This is a genomic window from Amphritea sp. (assembly GCF_050300915.1).
Classification (GTDB): domain Bacteria; phylum Pseudomonadota; class Gammaproteobacteria; order Pseudomonadales; family Balneatricaceae; genus Amphritea.
On record NZ_JBNKYN010000003.1, the window covers coordinates 94033 to 118672 of the forward strand.

Consider the following 24640-nt stretch of genomic DNA (forward strand, 5'->3'; position numbering starts at 1 on the left):
TTGACTCTGGTTTCATGAGATGTGACAAAAATAATAATGGAGATGAAAGAAGTGGGTATGTATAAAACGGTAGAGAAGACTTTCTTCTATACGTTGACTAAGAAAATTATCGGCAACGTGGCTTTTTTGCAGCTACCCAGCCTTCTTCTGCTTGGGGTCTGCTACTGGATATATACTTCTTTGCTTAATCTGCCGCAGCAAGCAGACGCGGATCCTGCGATTAGCAGTGAGTTATTATCGCTCACCCACTCGCTTTCTAATGTCGTCATGCTGATGGTGATTTTCATTTTGGTCGTCACTGTTTTTAGTATCTATTTTATGCGGCACCTGTTTTTATCTCCGATTCGGGATATGAACATCGTACTCAGCGCAGTGAAAGATAAAGAGGGTGATATATCGGCCACACTGCCGGTGAAAACATTCGATGAGATTGCCGGCATGGCGGAAAACTATAATGGTTTTTCCGGCAGTCTGAAGCAGATCATCGCGGATACCCGGGAGCGCAGTGTCAGGGTTTCTTTAAGTGTCAGTCAGCTTCAGAAGGTTCTGCTTGAAACGAAAGGCACGGCTGAATCACAGGTGGACCAGGCACAAAAGGTGTTTCAGGCCAGTCAGGAAGCTACTCAGGCGATTGAGGGCATTGCTCTGCATACTCAGAATATCGCCAAACGTAATGATCTTAACCTGACTGAGATTCGGACCGCTGGTGAGGATATGGCGCGTGTTAAAGGTCAGATCCATGCGATTGAAGATCAATTGACCGATTTTCAGAATGTCGTGCTGCAGCTATCGGATAACTCCAGCAACATTATTGAAGTGCTGAAGCTGGTGCAGGCGTTCTCTGATCAGACTAACCTGCTGGCGCTGAATGCGTCTATTGAAGCGGCGCGGGCGGGCGAGGCTGGTCGCGGCTTCGCCGTGGTGGCAGATGAAGTTCGCAGTCTGTCTCAGAAGGTGAATACAGCCACCCAGGAGATCGACAAAAATATTCACCAGATGGTCACTCTGGTGGATGATACCCGCTCTGGCGCGTCAAAAATTAAAAGCTATGTCTCTGAAACCGATAGTTTTATCTCTCAAACCAGCGATAAGTTTGTGGCGATGATTACTGATTTTGAAACAGTACATAGCCAGATGAGTGAGATCAGTGCGGCTATTGAGGAGATGTCTTATACCAATAACAGTACTCACGAGCATGTTTCCAAAATAGCTGAACTGTCAGACCATATACAGTCAGAGATGACGGTCTCTGCCGAACACTCAATCAATCTGGAAACGGCAACAGAAGAGATGCAGGAACTGCTATCCCGCTTCAGTATTGGTTATGGTGGATTTGAAGAGATCGTGACGACTGCAACCGGGTGGGCGGGTGAGACCCAGAGAGAGTTACAAAAGCTGGCCGATGCTGGATTAAATGTTTTTGATACCCAGTATCAACGAACGAATCCTGACCAGAAACCTGAAAAATTTGACACCAGCTATACCGACAAATTTGAGCGGGTTATGCAGCCACTGTTTGACCGTTTTATAGCGGATAAACCTGCATTTCTGATCGCTTCAGCCTTTGATGTGAATGGCTATTGCCCGGCACATAACGCCAAGGTATCCAAACCTATGACGGGGGATTTTGAGAAAGATAACCAACTTAGCCGGCATCGTCGTATCTACAATGGTAGCCGGGCTGAGATACGCCGGGCCAGCCAGACCTCACCGTTTCTGCTGTTAACCTTTATCCGGGATACCGGTGAGATCCTCAACTCTATCTCGGTGCCACTTTACGTTAATGGCCGTCATTGGGGTAACTTCTGTACCGCCTTTCCGCCTGAGCAGCTGTTAAACGCTTCTCACTGATTTAACCGCGCACCGTATATCGGTGCGCGTCTCCTTTACTGATATTAATCGTAATCAGATCGTTTTTAAGCTGCCTATTAGTGTAAAATGCTGCCCAAAACAGGGGCTGTAACCGGGCTAAGTCTGCGCAATCTCTAAGTCGGTAGTTATATCGATATCCTTATAAAAGTTTCCGATAGAGTATTCAGATGGAAATCAAAGTAAATTTTTTAGATAACCTCAGGCTTGAAGCGAAGTTTGATGATTTCACCGTCACTGCCGATCAGCCGATCCGTTATAAAGGGGATGGTTCTGCCCCGAGCCCGTTTGATTATTTTCTGGCATCTTCAGCGCTCTGTGCAGCTTATTTTGTCAAGGTTTACTGTAACGCCCGGGATATACCGACCGATGATATTCGTCTCTCCCAGAGCAATATTGTTGATCCGGAAAACCGTTATAACCAGATCTTCCAGATTCGGGTTGAACTGCCAGAATCGATCTCCGACAAAGACCGCACCGGCATTCTGCGTTCCATCGAACGTTGTACCGTGAAGAAAGTGGTGCAGGAAGGGCCGGAATTTAAGATCGAAACCGTTGAAAATCTGGATGCCGATGCCTCGATTATGGCGATGGGAATTCCTGATGATGGTGTGAGCACCATGATTGAAGGGAAAGATCTGCCACTGGAGAAAACCATCGCCAACATGACCGGCATTCTCGAAGGGCTGGGCATGAAGATTGAGATTACCTCCTGGCGTAATATCGTGCCCAATGTCTGGTCACTGAATATCCGCGATGCTGCCTCAGAGCTCTGTTTTACCAACGGTAAAGGGGCCACCAAAGAGAGCGCTCTCTGTTCAGCGCTGGGTGAGTTTATTGAGCGTCTCAGCTGCAACTTCTTCTACAACGATCAGTTCTTCGGCGAAGAGCTGGCGAACGCTGAGTTTGTCCACTACCCGAATGAAAAGTGGTTTCCGCTCACTGACGATGATGCCATTCCAGAAGGTTTGCTGGATGACTACTGTCTGGAGATCTATAACCCGGATGGTGAGTTGCAGGGCTCTAATCTGATCGATACCAACTCCGGTAACTATGAACGGGGTATCTGTGCGATTCCCTATGTGCGTCAGTCCGATAATGAAACCGTCTGGTTTCCATCCAACCTGTTGGAAAACCTCTTTCTCAGTAACGGCATGAGTGCCGGTAACAACCTGTTTGAAGCGAAAGTGCAGTGCCTGTCAGAGATATTCGAGCGGGCGGTGAAGCGGCAGATTATTGAGCAGGAGATCGTACTCCCGGATGTTCCTCAGGCCGTTCTGGAGAAGTTCCCAGGCATTCTCGCCGGTATTCAGGGGCTTGAAGAGCAGGGCTTTCCGGTTGTGGTCAAGGATGCATCCCTGGGTGGCCAGTTCCCGGTGATGTGTGTCACCCTGATGAACCCCCGCACCGGTGGTGTGTTTGCCTCCTTTGGTGCACACCCCAGTTTTGAGGTTGCGCTGGAGCGCAGTCTGACTGAGCTGCTGCAGGGGAGAAGCTTTGAAGGTCTTAACGATCTGCCACCGCCTACCTTTAACAGTATGGCGGTCACTGAACCCAATAACTTTGTGGAACACTTTATCGATTCAACCGGCGTGATCTCCTGGCGTTTCTTCAGTGCTAAGCACGATTACAACTTTGTTGAGTGGGACTTCTCAGGTACCAATGAGGAGGAGTGCGACCGTCTGATGGCGATCCTGCAGGCGATGGGGAAAGAGGTTTATGTCGCCACCTTCAATGGTTTCGGGCCTGATCAGACCGCCTCTGCCTGCCGGATTCTGGTGCCCGATTACTCTGAGGTCTATCCGGTGGAGGATCTGGTCTGGGACAACACCAATAAAGCGATCTGGTTCCGTGAGGATATTCTCAACATCCACTCACTGGATGATGACGAGCTGGCGGATCTGGTCGAGAGACTGGAAGAGAGTGAAGAGGACAACTACACCGAGATCAAAACCTTTATCGGTATTGAGTTCGATGAAAACACGGTCTGGGGACAGCTCACTATTCTGGAGCTTAAGATCCTCATCTATCTGGCATTGCAGCAACATGAAGACGCACAGGAGCTGGTGGATAGCTTTCTGCAATACAATGACAATACCGTTGAGCGCGGACTCTTCTATCGGGCGATGAATGCGGTGCTGACAATCGTGCTGGATGATGAGCTGGAGCTGGACGACTACCTGCACAGTCTGCGGCGGATGTTTGGCGCAGAGGTGATGGAAAATGTGGTTGGTTCTGTCAATGCTGAGGTGAAGTTCTATGGCCTGACACCCACCAGTATGAAGCTGGAAGGGCTGGATAAGCATCTGCGCCTGATTGAGAGTTACAAGAAACTGCATCAGGCGCGAAAAGCCGTTTACCAGGCCGGTTAAGGTAGCGCTGAACCGGCTATAAGCGGTAAAAGCCGGTGTTGGCGGTCGGTTTAGCCGCTGACTATCGAAAAAAAAGACAAACCGGTGTTTGTCTTTTTTTGGGCCTGAAGCTGGCTGTTCTACAGAGAGGGAATCACCGTTTCATCGTGATTTTTTTTGTCTCCGAGAAGAATGGCTTTATTGCCGGTAATGGTTCGCACCAGCGCCGAATAATCAGCAGCGCCATCACCGTCAGGCAGAAACTCAAAGATGGTTTCTCCATGGGAGGGCGAGCGGCTTAGCTGTTCGTCATAGCGAATCGGTGTACACACTTTATCACCGTAGAGGCTTTGCAGTTTGCGATAGATGTTTTGCGGCTGTTCCACCCGGGTGTCAAGAAATGTTGGCAAAATATAGTTGAGATCGATCTCTTTATATTTCTTGATCGCATGGAGGTTTTTGGTAAATTCCGCCAGACCGTGCAGCGACATTACCTCAAGAGATACCGGTGTCAGCACCTCGGTGGCGTAAAACAGCACGTTAACCGTGAGTTGATCCCAGCCGGGCGAGGTGTCGATAACGACATAGTCATACTCTTTATCGAGACTCTCCATCGCTTCAGACAGTGTCCACTCAGAACCGAAACTCTTTTTATCAATGATTCGCTTAACACCCGCCAGAGAACGTCCACCGCTTAACAGAAACAGATTTGGCCGTGCTTCAACGATGGTTTCTTTTGGCGTCAGTTCGCCGGTGAGCAGTTCGGTCAGGCCTGCTGGGGGCTTCTTACCCAGCATAAAGGATGACTGGCCCTGGGTATCGGTATCGATCAGCAATACTTTATAGCCCGCCATCGCCAGACCGGCACTGAGATTCACTGCGGTCGTGGTTTTACCGACCCCTCCTTTACTGAGTGATACACAGATTTTTCTCGGCGTTTTCTGCCCTTGAGGGGCGGCAGGGGGTTGCGCGCTTTGCGCTACGGGATTACTGGCGGTCTGGGGCTGCACTGCCGGCGCTGGCGCTGGCGGAACAGGAGAGGCAACAGGCTGAATGATCTCGCTGTTATCAAGGTTGATCAGAAACTTATGATCACACGCCTTGCACCGCACCACGAAGCGTTTCTTTGCAGCGACCTTACTGGTATCAGCATGATGCTTTCGAGAACAGTTTGGGCAAACAATAATAGTCATGGGTTAGCCTTCTTAAGATCTTCCAGGATAGCCTTCAAGGCAATCTTGGCCAGTCTTTCCACTGAGACGTTAGTTTTAGACTTGGTGATAAATTTAAGACTTATTTTGCCTTTTAACTTCCAGGCGTGAATCGCAAACTGATCACTATCGGTCTGCCAGATAAGTTCACCCTGATCCTTGCGGGACTCGGCTTCGTTTAAAGGGGTCGTATCAGTATCGCAAAAAATGATGTTGTTAAGTTGTTGCAGCTCGTCGATGTCGTCTCCGACCTCTTCGCTGAGCAACATTCCCATAATGTCGAGCTTGTTCTGATCAGGCATTATCAAAAATTTCCTTACGGAGCTTTACTAGCATCTGTTCTATTGAGTTCAGCGTCTCTTCATCGACCTTCAGCCACTGAATTCCACATATCCAGTTACCGTCACCATCGAGAGAGGCGTGCACCACTTCACCTTCTAAACCGTCGAAGCTCTGTCCGCCGAGCGTCAGTTTGCAGCTTGGCTGGATATCCTCCGAGGAGATTGGGGAGGTGGCTTCAATACCGATGCAAACGCCTTCGGTGCTGATGTCTAGCAGGGGGTAAGTTTTGCCGTTGGCTTCCAGTAAATTGTTATCCCGGTCCTGTATTGGCAGCCGGTAGGACTTACGGGAGACAAGAATTGATTCTGAATCACACGAAATTTCTTCAAATTCAAGCGTGTCATCATGTATGAGTTTCATTGAATAACCTCTTTGATAACCATATCCATATAACCAGACAGATTATGCTTTGATCTGATTTGGAGGTTGATAAAGCTGAGTAAGGGCACCAAAAGTCCAGAGTTAAAGATAATTATAAAAAGCAGCTTATCTGCCTTATCTAAGCAATAATCACCTGTTTTCTCAAGCGGCAGACCTCTTAAAATGGGTATCGGCTGGAGCAGATAAGGCTGGCTAAAGAGGGTTCTTTCTGCTCTGGATGAACAACTGTTTGAATCTGGGCGGCTGCAGGGCTGAATCTTCGCGCCGTCAGGGGGAGGACTGAGCAACAGAATTTGTGTTGCTCAGCACCTGCGAACGTTTACTCTGGGAGTGCTCTTCTTCATAATCTATGATCTGTGTCAATTTTTTAGTCAGCAGACATCTGACGTGTAACGCCCTGCCTGAAAGTATCGGCTGTTTAGCACTATCGATATATTTATAAATTTGCTTACAGAGGGTTTATTTATACTGTAGCGCCGCTGTTTTCTGCACAGCTGAGTCAGGTTAGCGCTTAGGCCTGAGTGCTAACCTGACTTTTTTGAGGATCTGAAATGAAAACAATCGTCATCGTAGGGGGAGGGGCTGGTGGTCTTGAGCTGGCAACACGCCTGGGCCATAAGCTGGGTAAAAAGAAACGCGCCAATATCATCCTGGTTGATCGTAATCGCAGTCATATCTGGAAACCCTTATTACACGAAGTCGCCACGGGTTCGCTGGATATGAACAGTGATGGTGTTGTCTATCGTGCTCATGCCGCAGCGCACTATTATCAGTTTCAGCTGGGGACGATGATCGGCCTGGATAGGGTTGCTAAAAGTATCCGTTTGCAATCGTTCAAAGATGAAGAGGGGAAAGAGGTATTACCGGAGCGGGAGATCTCTTTTGATACTCTGGTGATGGCGGTCGGCAGTGTCAGTAATGATTTCGGTACACCTGGGGTCGCTGAGCACAGCTATTTCCTGGATTCCCATCAGCAGGCTGAACGCTTTCACCGGGCACTGTTAAACCAGTTTTTACGGATCAACCAGAAAGCATCGGAAGCGAAACTGCGGCTGGCCATTGTCGGTGGTGGTGCCACCGGTGTTGAGTTGGCAGCAGAACTCTATCATGTTGCTGATCTGTTTAAGATCTACGGCATGCCGGAGATGTCGGGTAAGCGACTGAGTATCGACCTGATTGAGGCTGGCCCACGGATATTGCCTGCATTACCTGTAAGGATAGCGACGGCAGCGAAAAAAGAGTTGATGGCTCTGGGCATCAGTATTCATGAAAATGTGCGGGTGACCAGTTCAACCGAAGAGGGCTTTGTGACCGGTGATGGCGCACTGATTAGTGCTGATCTGCAGGTTTGGGCTGCTGGCGTTAAGGCACCGGATTTTATCAGGCAGACCGGTTTGTTTGATACCAACCGCAATGGTCAGATTGTGGTGAAGCCCACCTTGCAGAGTACTGTGGATGACGCTGTGTTTGTTATCGGAGATTGTTGTGCCTGCGAGCAACCGGATGGCAGCTGGGTTCCGCCCCGGGCGCAGTCGGCGCATCAGATGGCAAGTCTGGTATATAAGAATATTCTTCTGTTAGAACAGGGTAAGCCGCTACAGAGCTATATCTACAAGGATCATGGCTCGCTGGTTAACCTGAGTCGATATAGTACGGTTGGCAGCCTGATGGGTAATCTCACTAACGGCACGATGTTTATCGAAGGGAAGCTTGCCAGATTAGTGTATATCTCGCTTTACCGGATGCACCAGATTGCTATCCATGGCTGGTTGAGAGCGGCTGCGGTGTACTGGGCCCAGAAGATCAGTGGAACCGTGAAGCCAAAAATGAAACTGCATTAAAGCAGCGGACTGTTGCGGCAGGATTACGACTGCCAGCAGACGGTTACATCAAGGGGCTACAAAAAAACCGGATCAGTTTAGCTGATCCGGTTTTTTTAGCGGGTGTTGTAACCCTGAATTCAGTGCTTAGGAAAGAGCCGCCAGCGCTGCATTCAGTGTTGCGCTAGGACGCATTACTTTCTTAACCGTTTCACGGTTGGCATGGTAGTAACCACCCAGGTCCGCAGGGCTGCCCTGAACAGCACTCAGCTCAGCAATAATCTGCGCTTCGCTGTCTGTCAGTGTTTTCGCCAGTGGTGCAAACATTGCTGCCAGTTCGGCATCTTCTGTCTGTGCTGCTACTTCCTGTGCCCAGTACATGCCCAGGTAGAAGTGGCTGCCACGGTTATCGAGCTCACCGGTTTTACGTGAAGGAGATTTGTTGTTCTCCAGCAGGGTGCCGGTTGCTGCATCCAGGGTTTTAGCCAGAATCTCAGCACGCTTGTTGCCCTCTTTAATGCCCATCTCTTCCAGAGAGACGGCCAGAGCCAGGAACTCACCCAGAGAGTCCCAACGCAGGTGGTTCTCTTCCTCAACCTGCTGTACGTGTTTAGGTGCAGAACCGCCAGCACCGGTTTCATACATACCGCCGCCTTTCAGCATTGGCACGATGGAGAGCATCTTAGCTGACGTTCCCAGTTCCATAATTGGGAACAGATCGGTCAGGTAGTCACGCAGAACGTTACCGGTGACAGAGATGGTGTCGTTGCCACGGATCATACGGTCCATGCTGTAACGGATAGCCTGGTTGTAAGTCTTGATAGAGATCTCAAGACCTTCAATGTCATAGTCCTGCAGGTAGGTATTAACCTTTTTAATCAGTTCACGGTCGTGGGCACGTTTGTGGTCCAGCCAGAAAACCGTCGGCATACCGGATTGGCGGGCACGGTTAACGGCCAGCTTAACCCAGTCACGAACAGGTTCGTCTTTGGTTTGACAGGCGCGCCAGATGTCACCTTTCTCAACATCGTGCTGCATCAGCACGGTGCCATCAGCGGTAACAACCCGCATGATACCGTCGGCCATCATTTCGAAAGTCTTGTCGTGTGAACCGTACTCTTCAGCTTTCTTAGCCATCAGACCGACGTTAGGCACGGTGCCCATGGTAGTCGGATCGAAAGCGCCATTGGTCTTACAGAAGTTAATCATCTCCTGATAGATACGCGCATAGGTGCTTTCCGGCATAACCGCTTTAGTGTCTTTAGGCTTGCCGTCAGGACCCCACATCTTACCGCCGTTACGAATCATCGCAGGCATAGAGGCGTCAACGATGACGTCAGAAGGCACGTGCAGGTTGGTGATCCCTTTAACAGAGTCAACCATCGCCATCTCTGGACGGTGTTCCAGACATTCATGGATCGCTGTTTCAATCTCTTCGCGCTTAGAGGCGGGCAGGGTAGAGATCTTGTCGTAGACGCTGCCGATACCGTTGTTAGGGTTAACACCTAACTCATCGAACAGATCCTGATATTTATCAAACAGTTCTTTGTAGAACACAGTTACAGCATGACCAAATACGATTGGGTGAGACACCTTCATCATGGTTGCTTTAACGTGCAGAGACCACATCACGCCGCTTTCTTTAGCGTCTTGCATGGTTTCTTCAAAGAACTCACGCAGGGCTTTGCAGCTCATGCGCATGCTGTCAAGAATCTCACCCTGTTCCAGAGGCAGTTCTTTCTTCACTTCTACATTGCCAGCCTGATCAACAAATTCCAGGCGAACCGTACCGGCCTGTTCCATGGTGATTGACTGCTCGCTGGAGAAAAAGTCGCCGTCGCGCATATAGTCAGCGTGGGTGCGGGAAGCTTTGCTCCATTTACCCATGGAGTGTGGGAACTTGCGGGCATAGGCTTTAACTGCACCGGGAGCACGGCGGTCAGAGTTACCTTCACGCAGTACAGGGTTTACAGCAGAGCCCAGAATTTTAGAGTAGCGTGCCTGAACCTCTTTTTCTTCATCAGTCTGCGGCGCTTCAGGATAGTTAGGGATATCACATCCCTGGGCCTGAAGTTCAGCAATGCAGGCTTTTAGCTGAGGAATAGACGCAGAGATATTAGGCAGTTTGATGATGTTTGCGTGAGGGTCCTGAGTCAGGGCGCCCAGGAACGTCAGGCCATCTTCGGCCTTTTGTTCTTCAGTCAGTTTTTCGGGGAATGCTGACAGCACACGTCCAGCTAGAGAGATATCGCTGATCTTAACGTCGATGCCAGCAGCCTTGGTAAAAGTCCTTACGATTGGCAGTAAAGAACAGGTAGCCAGTGATGGTGCTTCGTCGGTAAGGGTCCAGTAAATAGTTTGATTCGTTGTAGTCATTTTATCCCCTTGTCATTTGGCTGGTAGCCAGAGGCTTAACCGGGCAGCTTGTGACTGTCCTTAACATCTTTGCTTAAGCCTTATAATTAATTATTCCGCGGGCGCATTATACGTTAAAAAACTACTAATACTGAAGTAGGCAGCGGTATTCCATAGGGGTATATCGACTAAAAGATAGTATTACTGTAGTTTTATTACCGCACTGCAGCATTTTTTCCTGTCTTTTGCTGCCCGTAATAACAAAAAAGGACCCGAAGGTCCTTTTTCTCTTTCCGCAGTGTGATTATCGGTTAGGTAACACCTGCTTCAGTTTGCTGTGCATATCCAACAGGGCTTTTTCGGTGGTGTCCCAGTCGATACAGGCATCGGTGATAGAGACACCGTATTGCAGGTCAGCAGGGTTTTCGGTCATCTTCTGGTTACCCCAGCCCAGGTTGGACTCAACCATCAGGCCGACAATCGACTTGTTGCCTTCAAGAATCTGGTTGGTAACGTTTTCCATCACCAGTGGCTGTAAAGCCGGGTCTTTATTGGAGTTTGCGTGGCTGCAATCCACCATAATGTTTTTCTTCAGTCCGGCTTTATCCAAAGCCTGCTCGCACAGGGCAACGTGCACAGAGTCGTAGTTTGGCTTGCCATTACCGCCGCGCAGCACGACATGGCCATACTTGTTGCCTTTTGTTCGTACGATTGAAACCTGTCCCTGCTCATTTATGCCCAGAAAACTGTGGGGATGAGAAACCGATTCAAGGGCATTGATAGCAACGGTCAGGCCACCGTCAGTCCCGTTTTTGAAGCCGACTGCACCGGACAGACCGCTGGACATCTCACGGTGGGTCTGGGATTCGGTGGTACGGGCACCGATGGCAGACCAGGCGATCAGGTCTTGAAGGTACTGGGGTGAAATAGGGTCGAGCGCTTCAGTTGCCAGTGGCAGACCTGCTTCCGACAGTTGAATCAGCAACTCACGACCGATATGCAGGCCCTCTTCAATCTGAAAAGAGTCATCCATATGAGGATCGTTGATCAGCCCTTTCCAGCCAACTGTGGTGCGGGGCTTCTCAAAATATACGCGCATAACCAGATAGAGAGTGTCCTGAACCTGTTCAGCCAGCTGTTTCAGCTTGTGACCATATTCGATCGCCGCTTTGGTATCGTGAATAGAGCAGGGGCCCACCACAATAAACAGTCGTTTATCTTCACCCTTAAGAATGTTTTTAATCACCTGGCGGCCTTCCATTACCGTGGCGGCTGCAGATTCTGACAGGGGTTGTTTGGTTTTCAGCTGGTCAGGTGTGACCAGAACAGTATTACTCTCAATATTGAGGTTTTCGACTCGGTTATCAGACATCTCAATTTCCTAAAGTGCACAGCCTTTACCCTGTACACCCGTTAGCGCGTTCGTAAAGGAGGTACTTTGTAACATATTAATGGTGAAGGTTTAAGTGCTGATAGGGGGGATCCGGTGATACAATTGCTGAAATTAACCGGCTTGTCGCAAAGCCAGTGACTTTTTTCGTATTTTGCTAAGTTTTCTGCCTGTTTATCAGCAGGCTGGATCGAACTCCCCAGACTGCTTGCTGTCCATCAATGGTTCGATCTCATTTATACATAAAGGGGTTACCGTGCCGTTACTGTTTCAACGCCTGACCATGCCAGCCATAGCCATTCTGGTGTTACTGTTTTTGCAATTCAGTACGCCGGTCAGGGCAGGACTGTTTGATAATGCCAATCCGTTTGCCAGTAATGATGGCCCCTTGCAGGTTGAGCAGGCATTTGTCTTTGATTATGAACAGGATGTCGATGGTGCGGTTAAACTAATCTGGACCATTGCTGATGGTTACTATCTCTATCGCGATAAGATTGAACTGACCTATGGTTCAGAGCTGGAAGAGCTGGATCGCCGATACTCCGATGCTCAGCAAAAAGATGATCCTCTGTTTGGCAAGGTGTGGGTTTATCACAATCAGGCCGTGATTAATCTGGATCTCACCAGCACCACCGGGCAGCCGGTAGACAGTGTTGTCACTGTGAACTATCAGGGTTGCTGGGAAGGGGGAATCTGTTATCCGCCGGTTAGTAAAACCATCAATCTGAAGCAGTTACCGGTGAATCAGGGGCAAGCTGAAGACTCGGCGGTGGTGGCAACTAATGCTCAGTCTGCGGCCGGGCAGTCGGGCGCAGCACCCGCCAGGACGATGCCAGCACCGGCAGTCATGCAGAGCGAACAGGACCGCTTTGCTGCACTGATCTCCGGTAGCAGCCTGCTGCTTACTCTCGGGGCGTTTTTCGTTGCCGGTCTGGCGTTGGCGCTGACACCCTGTGTGTTCCCGATGATTCCGATCCTCTCCAGTATTATTGCCGGGCATGGGCATAAAACCACGGCCCGTCATGGTTTCTTTTTATCGCTTATCTATGTGCTGTCGGTTTCCCTGACCTACACGGTGGCGGGAGTCATCGCTGGTTTGTTTGGTGAAAACCTCCAGGCAGCGTTTCAGAATGTCTGGATTATCAGCTTTTTCAGTCTGATCTTTGTACTGCTCTCGCTGTCGATGTTCGGTTTTTACGATCTCCAACTACCTTCCAGCTGGCAGAGTCGGCTGAACAATATAAGTAATAGCCAGAAAGGCGGCTCTATTATGGGGGTCGTCGTGATGGGGCTGTTATCGGCTTTGATCGTTGGCCCTTGTATGGCGGCCCCGCTGGCGGGAGCGCTGATCTATATCGGCCAGAGTGGCGACCCTCTTTTAGGCGGTGCTGCACTGTTCAGCCTGAGTTTAGGCATGGGGGTGCCGCTGCTGGTTGTGGGCGCTTCTGCGGGTAAACTGCTGCCCAAAGCGGGTGCCTGGATGGAAAGTGTCAAAGCGGGTTTCGGTGTCATGTTACTTCTGCTGGCCGTGTGGATGCTGGACCGGGTGATTGCCGACAATATCGCCTTGCTACTGTATGCAGTGATTCTGCTGGTGGCAGCGGTACATATGAAAGCCCTGGATCGGTTAAAGGATAATGCCGCGGGCTGGAGCTATTTCTGGAAAGGGATCGGCGTGGTATTGCTGCTTTACGGCGCTATCCTCTTTATCGGCGGACTGACGGGCGGCAAAAGCTTACTGCAACCGCTGAAGGGGGTTGCGGTCACCGGTGTTCAGGCTCAGAGCGCTGCAGCGATGAGCTTTGTCACAGTAACCAACAAACAGCAGCTGGATAACCTGCTTAGCGATGCTAAAGAGAAGCAACAGCCTGTTATGCTGGATTTCTACGCCGACTGGTGTATCTCCTGTGTCGAACTCGACTATGTCACCTTTGCCGATAGTTCAGTACAGCAGGGGCTGAGTGGCTTCCAACGTATTAAAGTCGATGTCACCGCGAATGATGATGCGGCAAAAGAGTTAAGCACTCTGTACAGCGTTATTGGCCCACCGGCACTGATCTTCTACGACCGTGCTGGGCAGTATCATCCGAATATGACGCTGATCGGGGTTATCGAGCCCGACGTTTTTGTCAGGCATATAGCAGGATTGTAAAAACCCGCTTCAAGGCCCTTTCAACCGCTAAATAAAAAAGGCTGATACATCAGGTATCAGCCTTTATAAATCGACCAGTGATTGTTACAAACGATCAGTAATCACCCGCCTACACGCTTTTTCTAACCTCTAGCAAGCGGCGCAGCCGCATCTGGCTACTGCTTTTAAGCGAAGGTCATCTCTGGCACGTGGTCAGGTACAACCAGCTTGCCTTCGGTCTTCTCGATAATCTCTTCCACCGAGACACCGGGGGCACGCTCTTTCAGGTGGAAAGCGCCATCCTTAATTTCCAGAAATGCCAGATCAGTGAGAACTTTCTTGATACAACCCGCGCCGGTGAGGGGCAGGGTGCAGTTGGTCAGCAGTTTGGATTCGCCATGTTTGGAGGCATGGGTCATGGTGACGATAATATTGTCAGCACCTGCCACCAGATCCATTGCACCACCCATCCCTTTAATCAGCTTTCCGGGGATCATCCAGGAAGCGATATTGCCATTAACATCCACTTCGAATGCGCCGAGCACGGTCAGGTCGACATGTCCGCCACGGATCATGGCGAAGGATTCAGCAGAGGAGAATATCGATGCGCCGGTGGCCGCAGTGACGGTCTGTTTACCGGCGTTAATCATATCCGCATCAATTTCATCTTCAGTGGGGAATGGGCCCATGCCCAGCAGACCATTTTCGGATTGCAGCATCACTTCGATGCCATCGGGAATATAGTTTGCGACCAGGGTCGGAATGCCGATACCCAGGTTAACGTAAAAACCATCTTCCAGTTCGCGCGCAATGCGTTGTGCTATCTGTTCACGTGAGAGTGCCATTGTCTTTCCTCTTCTTTCTGACAGCGTTGTAGCGAAAGGGCTATCAGAAATTCAATAAATTACCGGAGTGTCGTATCAGCCCTGGCGCACAGTGCGCTGCTCAATACGTTTTTCGAAGCTGCCCTTAATTACCCGATTAACGTAGATACCTGGTGTGTGGATCTCGGTGGGTTTCAGCTCACCCGGTTGCACAATCTCTTCCACTTCAACCACGGTGATTTTGCCTGCGGTTGCCGCCATCGGGTTAAAGTTCTGTGCCGTATCGCGGTAGATCACATTGCCGTAGGTGTCGGCTTTCCAGCCTTTTACGATGGCAAAATCGCCGGTAATGGACTCTTCCATAATGTACTTGCGGCCATTAAATTCCCGCACCTCTTTGCCTTCGCCGACCGGGGTACCATAACCGGTAGCGGTGTAGAACGCCGGGATGCCAGCACCGCCTGCACGCATTTTTTCGGCCAGGGTGCCCTGAGGTGTCAGTTCAACTTCAAGTTCGCCTGCCAGCAGCTGTTTTTCAAACAGGGCGTTTTCACCGACATAGGAGGAGATCATCTTTTTGATCTGGCGATCGACCAGCAGAATGCCAAGACCGAAGTCATCAACGCCACAGTTATTTGATACAAAGGTGAGTTCTTTGGTACCCATTTTCTTAATCTGAGCGATCAGATTCTCCGGGATACCACAGAGGCCAAAGCCGCCTGCGATGACGGTCATACCATCTTCCAGGCCTGCCATCGCTTCTTCGTAGCTGTTTACAACTTTATTGAAACCCGACATGTGTGCAACTCCGCATTTTCGGTTCTTGTTATTGAGTTCAACTAAATGAGGTAGATATCCGGCTGGGACAGTTCCGTTCCCGGAACACCGGATACCTGTTTAGCGAATAGGTTAAGTCTCATATAGGTGGTATTATTTAGCAAATTTAATGATTTTAACTATTTATAAATATAGTTTATAAATTTAGTCTGTAAGCTTAATGCTCCGTCAGTGGGATGTAATGCATTTATATATGAGCGCCTGGATGAAAGAAGCATGAAGAATATCACCCTGAAACAGCTAAGAGCCTTTGTTGCGGTTGCCCGTACTCAGAGTTTTACTGAGGCCTGCGTTCAGGTGCATCTGTCACAGCCTGCGCTGAGTATTGCGATTAAAAATCTGGAAGAGGAGGTCGGTGGTGCGCTGTTTAGTCGCACCACCCGTGCCATCGCCCTGACGCCGGAAGGAGAGGAGTTTTATCCGGTGGCACAGAAGATTCTGCATGACTGTGAATCCGCACTGGATGATCTGAATCAGCGCTTTGCTCTTAACCGGGGACGGGTGGTACTGGCGGCGATGCCATCGTTTGCCAGCAGCCTGCTGCCGGGCATTATCAGCCAGTACCGCACACTCTATCCCAATGTCAGTATTACCGTGAATGATGTCATCGCCGAGGATGTGGTGGATATGGTGCGCAATGGCCAGGTGGAAGTGGGTATCACCTTTGATCCGGGCCGCTCTGAAGACCTGACCTTTACTCCGCTGTTTGACGACCGGTTTGTGGCGGTGGTTCATCCGGATCACCCACTCGCGAAAAGTTGCAATATCCCCTGGCAGGCGCTGCTTAAAAATGACTTTATTACCTTGCAACGGCCCTCCAGTATCCGCCTGCTGATTGAAGCTAAACTGCGTCAGCTGGGGATGCAGGTGTTACCTGAATTCGAAACCCATCAACTGGCGACTATCGGCCGGATGGTGGCAACTGGTTTGGGGGTGAGTGCGGTGCCCTCCCTGTGTATTCAGCAGATGCGGGAACTGGGGGCGGTCTGCCGTGAACTGGATACCCCGGTGATGCAACGGCCTGTTGGTGTGGTGATGCGTAAACGCTATCCACTGTCGACGGCTGCCCGTAGTCTGGTGGATATTATTCTCGGCTCTGCCAATGATCTAAGCGAGAGGATAAAACTATAACGCGCAAGAGAAAGGGAGCCTCAGGCTCCCTTGTCATCCGGCAAAAGTTACTCAGTTGTTAGCGCAGAAATCTGGTGCTGAACTCTTTAAACTCAGCGGTGCCGGACTGCTGAATCCATTCAAAGCCGACCATCTCTTTGGTAACGATATGGATACCGCAGTGGCGCATCCGTTCCAGCGCTGCCTGTTTATCTGCCGGATTACGTGAAGACACCGCATCGGCTACCACATACACTTCGCGGGCCTGCTGTTTAATCTGAATCGCCGTTTGCATAACACAAACATGCGCTTCCATCCCGACAATGATCACCTGATTGGGTCGAATACTGTTAATCTTGGCGTTGCAATCGGGATCAGCCATACAGGAGAAATGCAGCTTTTCCATAAACCCCTCTTCGGGTAGCACATCCAGCAGTTCGGGGACGGTTCGGCCAAGTCCTTTCGGGTATTGTTCAGAGGTGAGAACCGGAACCCCGGCCAGTTTGGCTACCTCAGCCAGCCAGCGGACATTGGTTACAAGGGCTTCACTTTCATGTACTGCTGGCACCAGCTTTTCCTGAATGTCGACAACCAGAAGGCAGGATGAGTTTGGGTAGATCAGCATAAAATTCTCCAGCAAAAAACGGCGCTTATTATATGAGTGCTTATCAATCTGAGCTTATCAATAAGAGCTGAGACCGTGTTGTGTTGACAGCAACATAGCAGGCGAGAATCTCTGGCCTGCCAGATAATAAAGTGAGTAAGGATATACCCTTATTAAAATTTTGGCTACGGTCGTGGGGATTGAAATTCAGGCCTGCGGTTGTGTCGTGACGGGGGTGGGCTTTACAAGAAAAATGAAAGCCAGCATTGCGCACATCGCCATCGCGGCAATCGTGACCGCCATCGTGGTAGGGGTGCCGCTGTGGTAGTGACCAACCAGCATCCCCGCCGTTGCAGCACTGATTGACTGAATAAAGCCAAGCAGGGAGGAGCCGGTACCGGCAATCTTTGCGAAAGGTGCGAGTGCACCCGCCATTGCCTGTGGCATTACCATGCCGACTGCGATCATATAGATGATCTGGGTTACAGTGGTAATCCAGAGATGATGAACGCCTAGCAAGGCGGGTATAAGCATCGCCACACCTGCGATAACCGCAATCATTGTTCCCCGTTTTAATACGCCGTTGATACCCACCCTGGAGCCAATTCGCTGAGCGATGATGGTGCCGGTTAAAAATCCGAATGAGGCAAGTGCATAGAAAATACCGCTGTGTTCAGCCGCGATGTTGAAGTAGTCAATCACAACAAAAGGTGCACCCGAAAGAAATGCAAACAGCCCTGAAAACATGAAACTGCAACACAGGGAATAACCCAGATACTGGCGATGCTTTAGCAGCGTGGCAAAGTTGTTGAGTATGGTTAATGGTTTAAGCGAGCCGCGGTTCTCCGGCGCCAGTGACTCAGGTACTTTAAAGGCAATCAGAAATGTCACTAAGATGGCATAGACGCTGAGAAAGATAAACGTTGAACTCCAGCTAAACCAGGCAACCATGTAACCGCCAAGAACCGGTGCAACCGCCGGAGCAAGTGCCATGATGCTGCCCATTATCGAGAGTACCTTTGCCGCATTGACCGGCCCATGGATATCGCGGACCATCGTCCGCCCCAGTACCGGGCCACCGCAGGCGCCCAGTGCCTGAAGAAAGCGGAACAGAATCAGTTCCTCTATGGTGGTTGCAAGGGCACAACCCACTGACGCAATGAAAAACAGTATCAGACCGCCGATCATCACTGGTTTACGGCCATAACGATCAGCCAGTGGGCCATAGACGAGTTGTGCAAAGGCAAAGCCAAACAGAAATACCGACAGTGTCACCTGCACCCGGTCCACCGATGTATCGAATACCCGGGTCAGATCGGGCAGACTTGGCAGATACATATCGGTTGATAAGGGGCCAAGTGCAACGACTGACGCAAGGGTGATAATGACCGCTGTAGACTGGGGTTTAAGCATTGGAAGTATAATCGCTACTGTTTCAGAGAATAGGGCATTGTAGACAGTGGTGGTGCGTATTCTGCCACTATTAATTTATTTAACAAGTTAACTATATTGTCCGGAAATAAATATTGGGGTATTCCTGTATATTGAAATCCGCTAAAGTAGCGTCTGAATGCTTTACTGTCGGTAAAGCTGTTATCAGAAATATGGAAAACAGCTATGAAAGTCTACTCAATTGATGGTATTACCCCGGTTGTTGATCCAACCGCTTATGTTCACCCCACCGCGGTACTGATCGGTGATGTGATTGTTGGCCCTGGCTGCTATGTCGGCCCGGCCGCCTGTTTGCGGGGGGATTTTGGTCGCCTGGAGCTGAAAAAAGGGGCCAACTTGCAGGACACCTGCGTTATGCATGGTTTTCCCGGCACTGATACGGTAGTGGAAGAGGACGGTCATATTGGTCATGGGGCGGTGCTTCATGGCTGTGTTATTGGCAAGAATGCCCTGGTGGGAATGAACTCGGTGATTATGGATGGGGCCATTATTGGTGAGTCATCTATTGTCGCAGCAATGTCATTTGTTAAGGCGAAGATGGAGGTCGCACCCCGGACGCTGGTGGCGGGCTCTCCGGCACGGGTGATCAAAGAGCTGACCGATAAAGAGATCGACTGGAAATCCGCCGGAACCCGGCAGTATCAGGATCTGGCGATCCGCAGCATGAACACCATGCAGGAAGTCGAAGCGCTGACCGAAGTGGAAGCTGATCGCCCACGGCTGGACGTTGGGATTGAAGGGGTAGTGCCCAAATTTAAAGCGGAGAACTGATCGTCGCAACGCTTTGAGATGACATGCCGGGTCTTTATCATAGGTATGGTGCGTTAACCGACAGGTTTATAGCATCAGTCTGAGTTCAAAGGCGAGGCGCTTCCGGTGTTATCTGCATCTGCAGGACGTTATTGATATGGTTTGACAGACGATAGCGCCTGATAATCTTTAGTTGAGATAGATATTATTCATATGGATATGATACTGCTTGTTGTGCTGGATGCTGTTATCACCGGTGCTATTTTATGGATCGCCAGTAAGGTAACGGCGGTCCATCTGAATTTTTCACATACGGTTATCGCAGCAGGTGTGGCATCACTGGTGTCGCTGATCCCCTCATTTGGCTGGCTGTTATCAATTATTGTGCTGTTTTATCTGTTAAAACAGTTCAGTGATGCGGATATCTGGCCGGATATTATCCTGCTGGTGTTGGTGAGCCAGTTGATCCTGTTCGCCGTAGGGACAGCTCTGAGCGAGGTATCGATTACTGTATCCTAAGCTGCGGGGAAACTGCTCAACAGCACTCCTGTTCCAGCTTCCACAACAGTTGCAACGCATCCTGATCATCCAGCTCTTCAAATAAGCTGTAGAGGTTGTTCATCTGCGCGCCAACAAAGAACAGGTTGTCATGCTTCATGCGGGCCTGTTCTTCAAGTTTCATTGAGAAATAGCGCTGCCATTGTTCATTAGCATCAGAATTCAGAATCGTCTGTAGTTTGTTATAGAGTTCATCCGCCCAGCTATCACACTCAATGCCACAGAAGCTGACATAGCGGTCCGTATTGTCTGCCTGACCCATCATGGTATCTCCCGAATAGACTAAGCGGACATTCTAGGGGGAGAGTGTTTCATCTCTCTAGCGAAATTAAGCTCAATAACAGGATTAGTTGCGTTATATCAACGCCGTTACTGATCGGTCTAAAAATTTGTCTCGTTGCCTCTTCCTACTTGTTGAGCAGTGCGTCAATCCGGTAGAATCGGCCGCACATGATTTGGTAGCGCTTATTGCTAAATAACTAAAAACACAGGAGTCGCTTGTGGAACTCGCATGTCTTGACCTGGAAGGTGTACTGATCCCGGAGATCTGGATCGCCTTTGCTGAAGAAACCGGAATTGAAGAGCTGAAAGCGACCACCCGCGATATTCCCGATTATGATGTGCTGATGAAACAGCGTCTGCGGATTCTCGATGAGCATGGTCTGACCCTGCCGCAGATTCAGGCAACTATTGATCGTCTTTCGCCATTGGAAGGTGCCCGTGAATTTATCGACTGGCTGCGTGAGCGGTTTCAGGTGGTGATTCTGTCCGATACCTTCTATGAGTTTGCTGCACCGCTAATGAAGCAACTGGGTTATCCTACGCTGCTGTGCCATAAGCTGGAAGTGGATCAGAACGGTCGTATCACCGATTACACCCTGCGGCAGAAAGACCCTAAGCGTCAGTCTGTCCGCGCATTCCAGCTGCTTAACTACCGGGTAATTGCTGCCGGAGATTCATACAACGACACCACCATGCTGACGCAGGCTGAATCCGGTATTCTGTTCCATTCACCACAGAATGTTATCGATGAGTTTCCGCAGTTCCCCGCAGTACATACGTTTGAAGAGCTGAAAAAAGAGTTTATCAAGGCGAGCAACCGCGACCTGTCTCTTTAACCGCAGTCGCTGCGCGACCGGCAAGATTAAGAGCGCTTCGGCGCTCTTTTTTTGTCTTAACGAGACCCGGCCGCTTATATAGGCTACCCTGCATGAACCGTATAGATGCAGCATTAACCTGATCAGCATTCACTCAATTTCCCAGAGCGATATAGCGATACCATGACACGAAAAACCCTGAGCCTGAAGGTTAAAAAAAGCGTAGCTGCCAAGCCGGTCGATGAGGATAGCGGAGGGCAGACTGATGATAACCCGCTAAAGCGTTTTTTAAATGGTGTCGCCGTTCACCCATCTCCCGGTATTCGTCTTGAATCAGGTTCACAGCAACTCTCTATGCGGGCGATGGATCTTATTACGCCTGTCGGCCTGGGGCAGCGGGGGCTGATTGTTGCACCTCCTGGCTCGGGAAAGTCGACGCTGTTAAAGCATATCTGCCAGTCAGTGGGGCAGGCTTATCCCGGAATCAGGCTGTATGCACTGCTTATCGATGAGCGGCCCGAAGAGGTGACCGATTTTAAGCGTAGCGTACCAGCAGAGGTTCATGCTTCATCCTCGGATGAAAGCTATGCCCATCATGTGCGGGTGGCGGATCAACTGCTTGATAGAGCCTGCAGGGAAGCGGGAGAAGGTCATGATGTGATGATTGTGATCGACTCACTGACACGGCTCTCCCGGGTGCACAATGCGGAACGTAAAAGTAGCGGAAAAACCCTGTCAGGCGGTGTCGACGCCCGGGCTCTGGAGATACCCCGAAAACTGTTTGGCTCAGCCAGAAAAATTGAAAATGGCGGCTCGCTGACCATTCTGGCGACAGTTTTGGTGGATACAGGCAGCCGTATGGACCAGGTGATCTTTGAGGAGTTCAAAGGCACCGGCAACATGGAAGTCGTATTATCCCGCGAGGCAGCGAACCGGCGCATATTCCCGGCGCTGGATATTGCCAATAGCAGTACCCGCCGTGAAGAACTGCTGCTGAATCCGAAAGATCTCCAGGCGATACGGGCATTGCGACGCAGTCTTGTCAATCTCAAACCGGAAGAGGGCGCCAGGAAGCTGATTGAGTTGCTTGAGACCTATCCGACCAATGAAGCACTTTTAAACGCTGTGACCAGTGGTTAGACGTAATAGCCGTGGTCAGATGTGACTTCTCCACCTGCCAGAACATCGCTGCGCAACTGGTTAGAAAAAATGAAGAGCGCTTTTATCCTGCCGTTTTCTATGTAATATTGCTTAAACAACGATAAGGAAGAGATAACTCAGGGAGTCAGAGTATTAATGAATCATAGAAATGATTATTTCAAAGACAGTCTGACGATAGATAGCTCTCTGTCGTACCTTTCCTCATGCAAAAAGAATATTTCTCTGATTAATTCTTTTTAAATAAGCAGGTTAGAGTTGTTATTTAAAAATATATTTAAGAGTCATCTGGGACAGTTTTTCGTATTTCCCCGAACTCCTTGTAGTATATTTTGCTGTTAGGCACCTAGAGAAAAAGGATGTGTTTTAATCTTATTCTTAAGAATATAAAAAATCGAGGATAAAACACAGTCTTGGTAAGAAAACTTCGTAGGTTTAAGAAAATATGGCCTGCCCCATATAGGAATTTTAACCTTATAACTGTTAGAGGTGTCTTAAAATGAACATCAAATTACTTAAACATTTAATTGCCATTACCTTGGCCGGTATCAGTTGCGGTTCACTCGCTGACCAAAGTACAACGTTTGTAACAAAAGATGGTGGCCACACAACAATAACATCAAATTCTGATGGCCATGTAATCGAAAGAACCACGCCAACGAGCTCTACAACAGTGGAATCCACGGGGACGCAAGGAAGGTCCCATGCTGATATGATAAGGGAAGAAAAAGAAAATTTAGATGGCACTGGTGGTATTACTACGGGCGGCCCCTGCCCAGAGAACAGTACCAAGTGTAGTGGCCAATATTTGATACAATAAAGAGGCCAAATAAATCCTTTAAACCAATCGGTGATAGACCGCGGTGCATAACAAGACGCTCGTTCGGACGCAAACTACGCTGTGCTTCGTTTGCGCCGCACAGCTTCAACGTGTGCCAGGCATAGCACTTAACTTGCAAGGTGTAAGCATTGGTGCCAGGTATTCGCAGAGCCGAAGGTCACCAGAGGGCAGGGTTAGTTCCGTGAGGAACTGGCTGGAGGATGTTCAGGGTAAAATCCCGGCGCGCTGAGCAAGAACCGGATAGGAGGAGTGACATAGGCGGGGCTAGCGGTTATGTGACTGCTAAGCCCTGCATCTGGGTTAAGTGTCAGCCTCGTTCACTCTTGCCTGCGTGGGGTATATCCTGCTCGTTAGGTCATAGTACGACCAGATAGCCTTTGGGTGAAGGTATTAAGTTGAGGATGAGCCTTTATTTAATAGTGAGACCGGATGTCATAAAAGCATTTATACTGAACTAAAATAGAGGCTCAGGTTACGCTACGCCAGATATTATCAGCAACCGTTTTGTACCGCTTAACGCGACGTAAGCTATTAAGGGCAATTCATGAGTCAGAATATTGAAACCACAAAATTATTGTTTGACGCTGTTAAAGTGATGATTCCTGTTCTTACAGGGTTTCTGACGGTGTACGCGGCGGGTATTGGTAAACTCTGGGAGAAACGAAGCACCGCCATTGAACGTTTTGACTTAAAGTGGCTTCTCATTATTAGCGTTTTAGTATTACTTTCTTTTGGTTGCTGGGCTCTTACGATGGCGGCAGCCATTGTGTCTGCGTCCGGTCAGGACGGTCTGATGATTCCGTTTTCTGCGGAGGACGCTTTAATTGCTGCGCGTATATCCATCGGGGTTGGTTATTGGTTCTTCGTATTTACGCTTTTTTGTTGTGCCTATTATTATCTGAAATTAAACATCCGTATCAGCGCTAAAAAAACCAGTGCAGCTGAGCGGTAAAGCGTCGGCTGACTTTACACTGACATTAAATACTTGGATTGAGTTGCTTGAGACCTATCCGACCAATGAAGCATTATTAAACGCAGTGACCGGTGGTTAGACGTAAAAGCAGTGGCCAGATGTGACTTCTTCACCTGCCAGAACATCACTGTGCAACTGGTTAGAAAAAAATGAAGAGCGTTTTTATCCTGCCGTTTTCTATGTAATATTGATCAGTCAAAGACTAAGGACAAGATAACTCAGGGAGTCAGAGTATTAATGAATCATATAAATGATTATTTCAAAGACAGTCTGAAAAAAGATAGCTCTCTGTCGTACTTTTCCTCATTTAAAAATAATATTTATCCACTTTATTCTTTTAAAATAAGCAAGTTAGATTTGTTTTTTAAAAATATATTTAAGAGTGATATACGACAGTTTGTCGTATTTCCCCGAATTCCTTGTTGTATATTTTACTGTTAGTTTCTAAGGAGTATAAATGAGATTTCTTGCTATATTTTTAATATTTATTTCTTCGATTTCAAGGGCTGAAATAGGAGTCGATGTAGGCTTCAAGTTTTTTTGTAATGAGGCAGAGGGTTTGATTATTACACCTTATATTGGATCT

General features: G+C 49.2%; 21 protein-coding genes. 11 read left to right on the forward strand and 10 right to left on the reverse strand.

What is annotated here, in order from left to right:
• Positions 1-21: 21 nt before the first annotated feature.
• Together ACQY8X_RS01460 and ACQY8X_RS01465 are read left to right on the forward strand one after the other, a co-directional pair.
• A complete protein-coding gene (locus ACQY8X_RS01460; protein ID WP_428033360.1) occupies positions 22-1851 on the forward strand; it encodes a methyl-accepting chemotaxis protein in 1830 nt (609 codons plus the stop codon).
• A gap of 188 nt (positions 1852-2039) precedes the next feature.
• Positions 2040-4241, forward strand: coding sequence for an OsmC domain/YcaO domain-containing protein (locus ACQY8X_RS01465; protein WP_428033361.1), 2202 nt, complete (start codon positions 2040-2042; stop codon positions 4239-4241).
• 119 nt (positions 4242-4360) lie between these two features.
• On the opposite strand, the gene ACQY8X_RS01470 is transcribed toward ACQY8X_RS01465, so the two are convergent.
• From ACQY8X_RS01470 to ACQY8X_RS01480, 3 genes are read right to left on the reverse strand one after another with little or no spacing between them, the layout of a single operon-like run.
• Positions 4361-5413: an AAA family ATPase gene (locus tag ACQY8X_RS01470; RefSeq protein WP_428033362.1), complete on the reverse strand. Its 1053-nt coding sequence runs from the start codon at positions 5411-5413 to the stop codon at positions 4361-4363.
• On the reverse strand, positions 5410-5733 hold the full coding sequence (locus ACQY8X_RS01475; protein ID WP_428033363.1) for a hypothetical protein: 324 nt from the start codon (positions 5731-5733) through the stop codon (positions 5410-5412). Before ACQY8X_RS01475 ends, ACQY8X_RS01470 begins: the two co-directional genes overlap by 4 nt.
• Positions 5726-6133, reverse strand: coding sequence for a PilZ domain-containing protein (locus ACQY8X_RS01480; RefSeq protein WP_428033364.1), 408 nt, complete (start codon positions 6131-6133; stop codon positions 5726-5728). Before ACQY8X_RS01480 ends, ACQY8X_RS01475 begins: the two co-directional genes overlap by 8 nt.
• 572 nt (positions 6134-6705) lie before the next feature.
• Here ACQY8X_RS01480 and ACQY8X_RS01485 point away from each other — a divergent pair.
• A complete protein-coding gene (locus ACQY8X_RS01485) occupies positions 6706-7995 on the forward strand; it encodes an NAD(P)/FAD-dependent oxidoreductase (RefSeq protein ID WP_428033365.1) in 1290 nt (429 codons plus the stop codon).
• 126 nt (positions 7996-8121) lie between these two features.
• Here ACQY8X_RS01485 and ACQY8X_RS01490 read toward each other — a convergent pair whose 3' ends face one another.
• Both ACQY8X_RS01490 and ACQY8X_RS01495 read right to left on the reverse strand, forming a co-directional pair.
• The gene (locus ACQY8X_RS01490; protein ID WP_428033366.1) at positions 8122-10350 is read right to left on the reverse strand and encodes an NADP-dependent isocitrate dehydrogenase; all 2229 of its coding nucleotides are present in this window, start codon (positions 10348-10350) and stop codon (positions 8122-8124) included.
• Between the two features lie 283 nt (positions 10351-10633).
• Positions 10634-11701, reverse strand: a complete 1068-nt coding sequence (locus ACQY8X_RS01495; RefSeq protein WP_428033367.1) for a 3-deoxy-7-phosphoheptulonate synthase — start codon at positions 11699-11701, stop codon at positions 10634-10636.
• Between the two features lie 274 nt (positions 11702-11975).
• Here ACQY8X_RS01495 and dsbD point away from each other — a divergent pair, with 274 nt between their 5' ends.
• On the forward strand, positions 11976-13871 hold the full coding sequence (dsbD, locus tag ACQY8X_RS01500; RefSeq protein WP_428033368.1) for a protein-disulfide reductase DsbD: 1896 nt from the start codon (positions 11976-11978) through the stop codon (positions 13869-13871).
• 164 nt (positions 13872-14035) lie between these two features.
• Here dsbD and ACQY8X_RS01505 read toward each other — a convergent pair whose 3' ends face one another.
• Positions 14036-14695 (reverse strand): CoA transferase subunit B, encoded by a 660-nt coding sequence (locus ACQY8X_RS01505; RefSeq protein WP_428033369.1) that lies wholly within the window; start codon positions 14693-14695, stop codon positions 14036-14038.
• A 75-nt stretch (positions 14696-14770) separates the two neighbouring features.
• Complete coding sequence (locus tag ACQY8X_RS01510) at positions 14771-15472, reverse strand: CoA transferase subunit A (RefSeq protein WP_428033370.1); 702 nt, start codon at positions 15470-15472, stop codon at positions 14771-14773.
• A 255-nt stretch (positions 15473-15727) separates the two neighbouring features.
• Here ACQY8X_RS01510 and ACQY8X_RS01515 point away from each other — a divergent pair, with 255 nt between their 5' ends.
• Positions 15728-16642: a LysR substrate-binding domain-containing protein gene (locus tag ACQY8X_RS01515; protein ID WP_428033371.1), complete on the forward strand. Its 915-nt coding sequence runs from the start codon at positions 15728-15730 to the stop codon at positions 16640-16642.
• A 58-nt stretch (positions 16643-16700) separates the two neighbouring features.
• Here the strand turns inward: ACQY8X_RS01515 and ACQY8X_RS01520 are convergent, their stop codons facing one another.
• Together ACQY8X_RS01520 and ACQY8X_RS01525 are read right to left on the reverse strand one after the other, a co-directional pair.
• Positions 16701-17246, reverse strand: coding sequence for a hydrolase (locus ACQY8X_RS01520; RefSeq protein WP_428033372.1), 546 nt, complete (start codon positions 17244-17246; stop codon positions 16701-16703).
• A 186-nt stretch (positions 17247-17432) separates the two neighbouring features.
• Positions 17433-18638, reverse strand: coding sequence for a Bcr/CflA family multidrug efflux MFS transporter (locus ACQY8X_RS01525; protein ID WP_428033373.1), 1206 nt, complete (start codon positions 18636-18638; stop codon positions 17433-17435).
• A 204-nt stretch (positions 18639-18842) separates the two neighbouring features.
• On the opposite strand from ACQY8X_RS01525, the gene paaY reads away from it, so the two are divergent.
• Entirely contained in the window at positions 18843-19448 is a 606-nt protein-coding gene (paaY, locus tag ACQY8X_RS01530; protein ID WP_428033374.1) for a phenylacetic acid degradation protein PaaY, read from the forward strand.
• Positions 19449-19640: 192 nt separating this feature from the next.
• The gene (locus ACQY8X_RS01535) at positions 19641-19946 is read left to right on the forward strand and encodes a hypothetical protein (RefSeq protein WP_428033375.1); all 306 of its coding nucleotides are present in this window, start codon (positions 19641-19643) and stop codon (positions 19944-19946) included.
• A gap of 16 nt (positions 19947-19962) precedes the next feature.
• Here ACQY8X_RS01535 and cowN read toward each other — a convergent pair whose 3' ends face one another.
• Entirely contained in the window at positions 19963-20250 is a 288-nt protein-coding gene (gene cowN / locus ACQY8X_RS01540; protein ID WP_428033376.1) for a N(2)-fixation sustaining protein CowN, read from the reverse strand.
• Between the two features lie 235 nt (positions 20251-20485).
• Between cowN and thrH the strand changes: the two genes are divergently transcribed.
• The 4 genes from thrH (at position 20486) to ACQY8X_RS01560 (ending at position 24033) form a co-directional block, all read left to right on the forward strand.
• A complete protein-coding gene (gene thrH, locus ACQY8X_RS01545) occupies positions 20486-21103 on the forward strand; it encodes a bifunctional phosphoserine phosphatase/homoserine phosphotransferase ThrH (RefSeq protein WP_091358485.1) in 618 nt (205 codons plus the stop codon).
• A gap of 162 nt (positions 21104-21265) precedes the next feature.
• Positions 21266-22222 (forward strand): transcription termination factor Rho, encoded by a 957-nt coding sequence (rho, locus tag ACQY8X_RS01550; RefSeq protein WP_428033377.1) that lies wholly within the window; start codon positions 21266-21268, stop codon positions 22220-22222.
• A gap of 517 nt (positions 22223-22739) precedes the next feature.
• Complete coding sequence (locus ACQY8X_RS01555; protein WP_428033378.1) at positions 22740-23060, forward strand: hypothetical protein; 321 nt, start codon at positions 22740-22742, stop codon at positions 23058-23060.
• A gap of 565 nt (positions 23061-23625) precedes the next feature.
• Positions 23626-24033 carry a hypothetical protein gene (locus ACQY8X_RS01560; RefSeq protein WP_428033379.1) on the forward strand — a complete coding sequence of 136 codons (408 nt, stop codon included), beginning with the start codon at positions 23626-23628 and terminating at the stop codon, positions 24031-24033.
• Positions 24034-24640 lie beyond the last annotated feature (607 nt).

Bases quoted from the DNA above. Each gene is read 5' to 3' on its own strand.
- ACQY8X_RS01495 (WP_428033367.1), bottom strand. From the start codon at position 11,701: ATGTCTGATAACCGAGTCGAAAACCTCAATATTGAGAGTAATACTGTT.
- ACQY8X_RS01515 (WP_428033371.1), top strand. From the start codon at position 15,728: ATGAAGAATATCACCCTGAAACAGCTAAGAGCCTTTGTTGCGGTTGCC.
- ACQY8X_RS01475 (WP_428033363.1), bottom strand. From the start codon at position 5,733: ATGCCTGATCAGAACAAGCTCGACATTATGGGAATGTTGCTCAGCGAA.
- cowN (WP_428033376.1), bottom strand. From the start codon at position 20,250: ATGATGGGTCAGGCAGACAATACGGACCGCTATGTCAGCTTCTGTGGC.
- paaY (WP_428033374.1), top strand. From the start codon at position 18,843: ATGAAAGTCTACTCAATTGATGGTATTACCCCGGTTGTTGATCCAACC.
- ACQY8X_RS01535 (WP_428033375.1), top strand. From the start codon at position 19,641: ATGGATATGATACTGCTTGTTGTGCTGGATGCTGTTATCACCGGTGCT.
- ACQY8X_RS01470 (WP_428033362.1), bottom strand. From the start codon at position 5,413: ATGACTATTATTGTTTGCCCAAACTGTTCTCGAAAGCATCATGCTGAT.
- ACQY8X_RS01560 (WP_428033379.1), top strand. From the start codon at position 23,626: ATGAGTCAGAATATTGAAACCACAAAATTATTGTTTGACGCTGTTAAA.
- ACQY8X_RS01485 (WP_428033365.1), top strand. From the start codon at position 6,706: ATGAAAACAATCGTCATCGTAGGGGGAGGGGCTGGTGGTCTTGAGCTG.
- ACQY8X_RS01465 (WP_428033361.1), top strand. From the start codon at position 2,040: ATGGAAATCAAAGTAAATTTTTTAGATAACCTCAGGCTTGAAGCGAAG.
- ACQY8X_RS01520 (WP_428033372.1), bottom strand. From the start codon at position 17,246: ATGCTGATCTACCCAAACTCATCCTGCCTTCTGGTTGTCGACATTCAG.
- ACQY8X_RS01505 (WP_428033369.1), bottom strand. From the start codon at position 14,695: ATGGCACTCTCACGTGAACAGATAGCACAACGCATTGCGCGCGAACTG.
- ACQY8X_RS01555 (WP_428033378.1), top strand. From the start codon at position 22,740: ATGAACATCAAATTACTTAAACATTTAATTGCCATTACCTTGGCCGGT.
- ACQY8X_RS01510 (WP_428033370.1), bottom strand. From the start codon at position 15,472: ATGTCGGGTTTCAATAAAGTTGTAAACAGCTACGAAGAAGCGATGGCA.
- rho (WP_428033377.1), top strand. From the start codon at position 21,266: ATGACACGAAAAACCCTGAGCCTGAAGGTTAAAAAAAGCGTAGCTGCC.
- ACQY8X_RS01480 (WP_428033364.1), bottom strand. From the start codon at position 6,133: ATGAAACTCATACATGATGACACGCTTGAATTTGAAGAAATTTCGTGT.
- ACQY8X_RS01490 (WP_428033366.1), bottom strand. From the start codon at position 10,350: ATGACTACAACGAATCAAACTATTTACTGGACCCTTACCGACGAAGCA.
- ACQY8X_RS01525 (WP_428033373.1), bottom strand. From the start codon at position 18,638: ATGCTTAAACCCCAGTCTACAGCGGTCATTATCACCCTTGCGTCAGTC.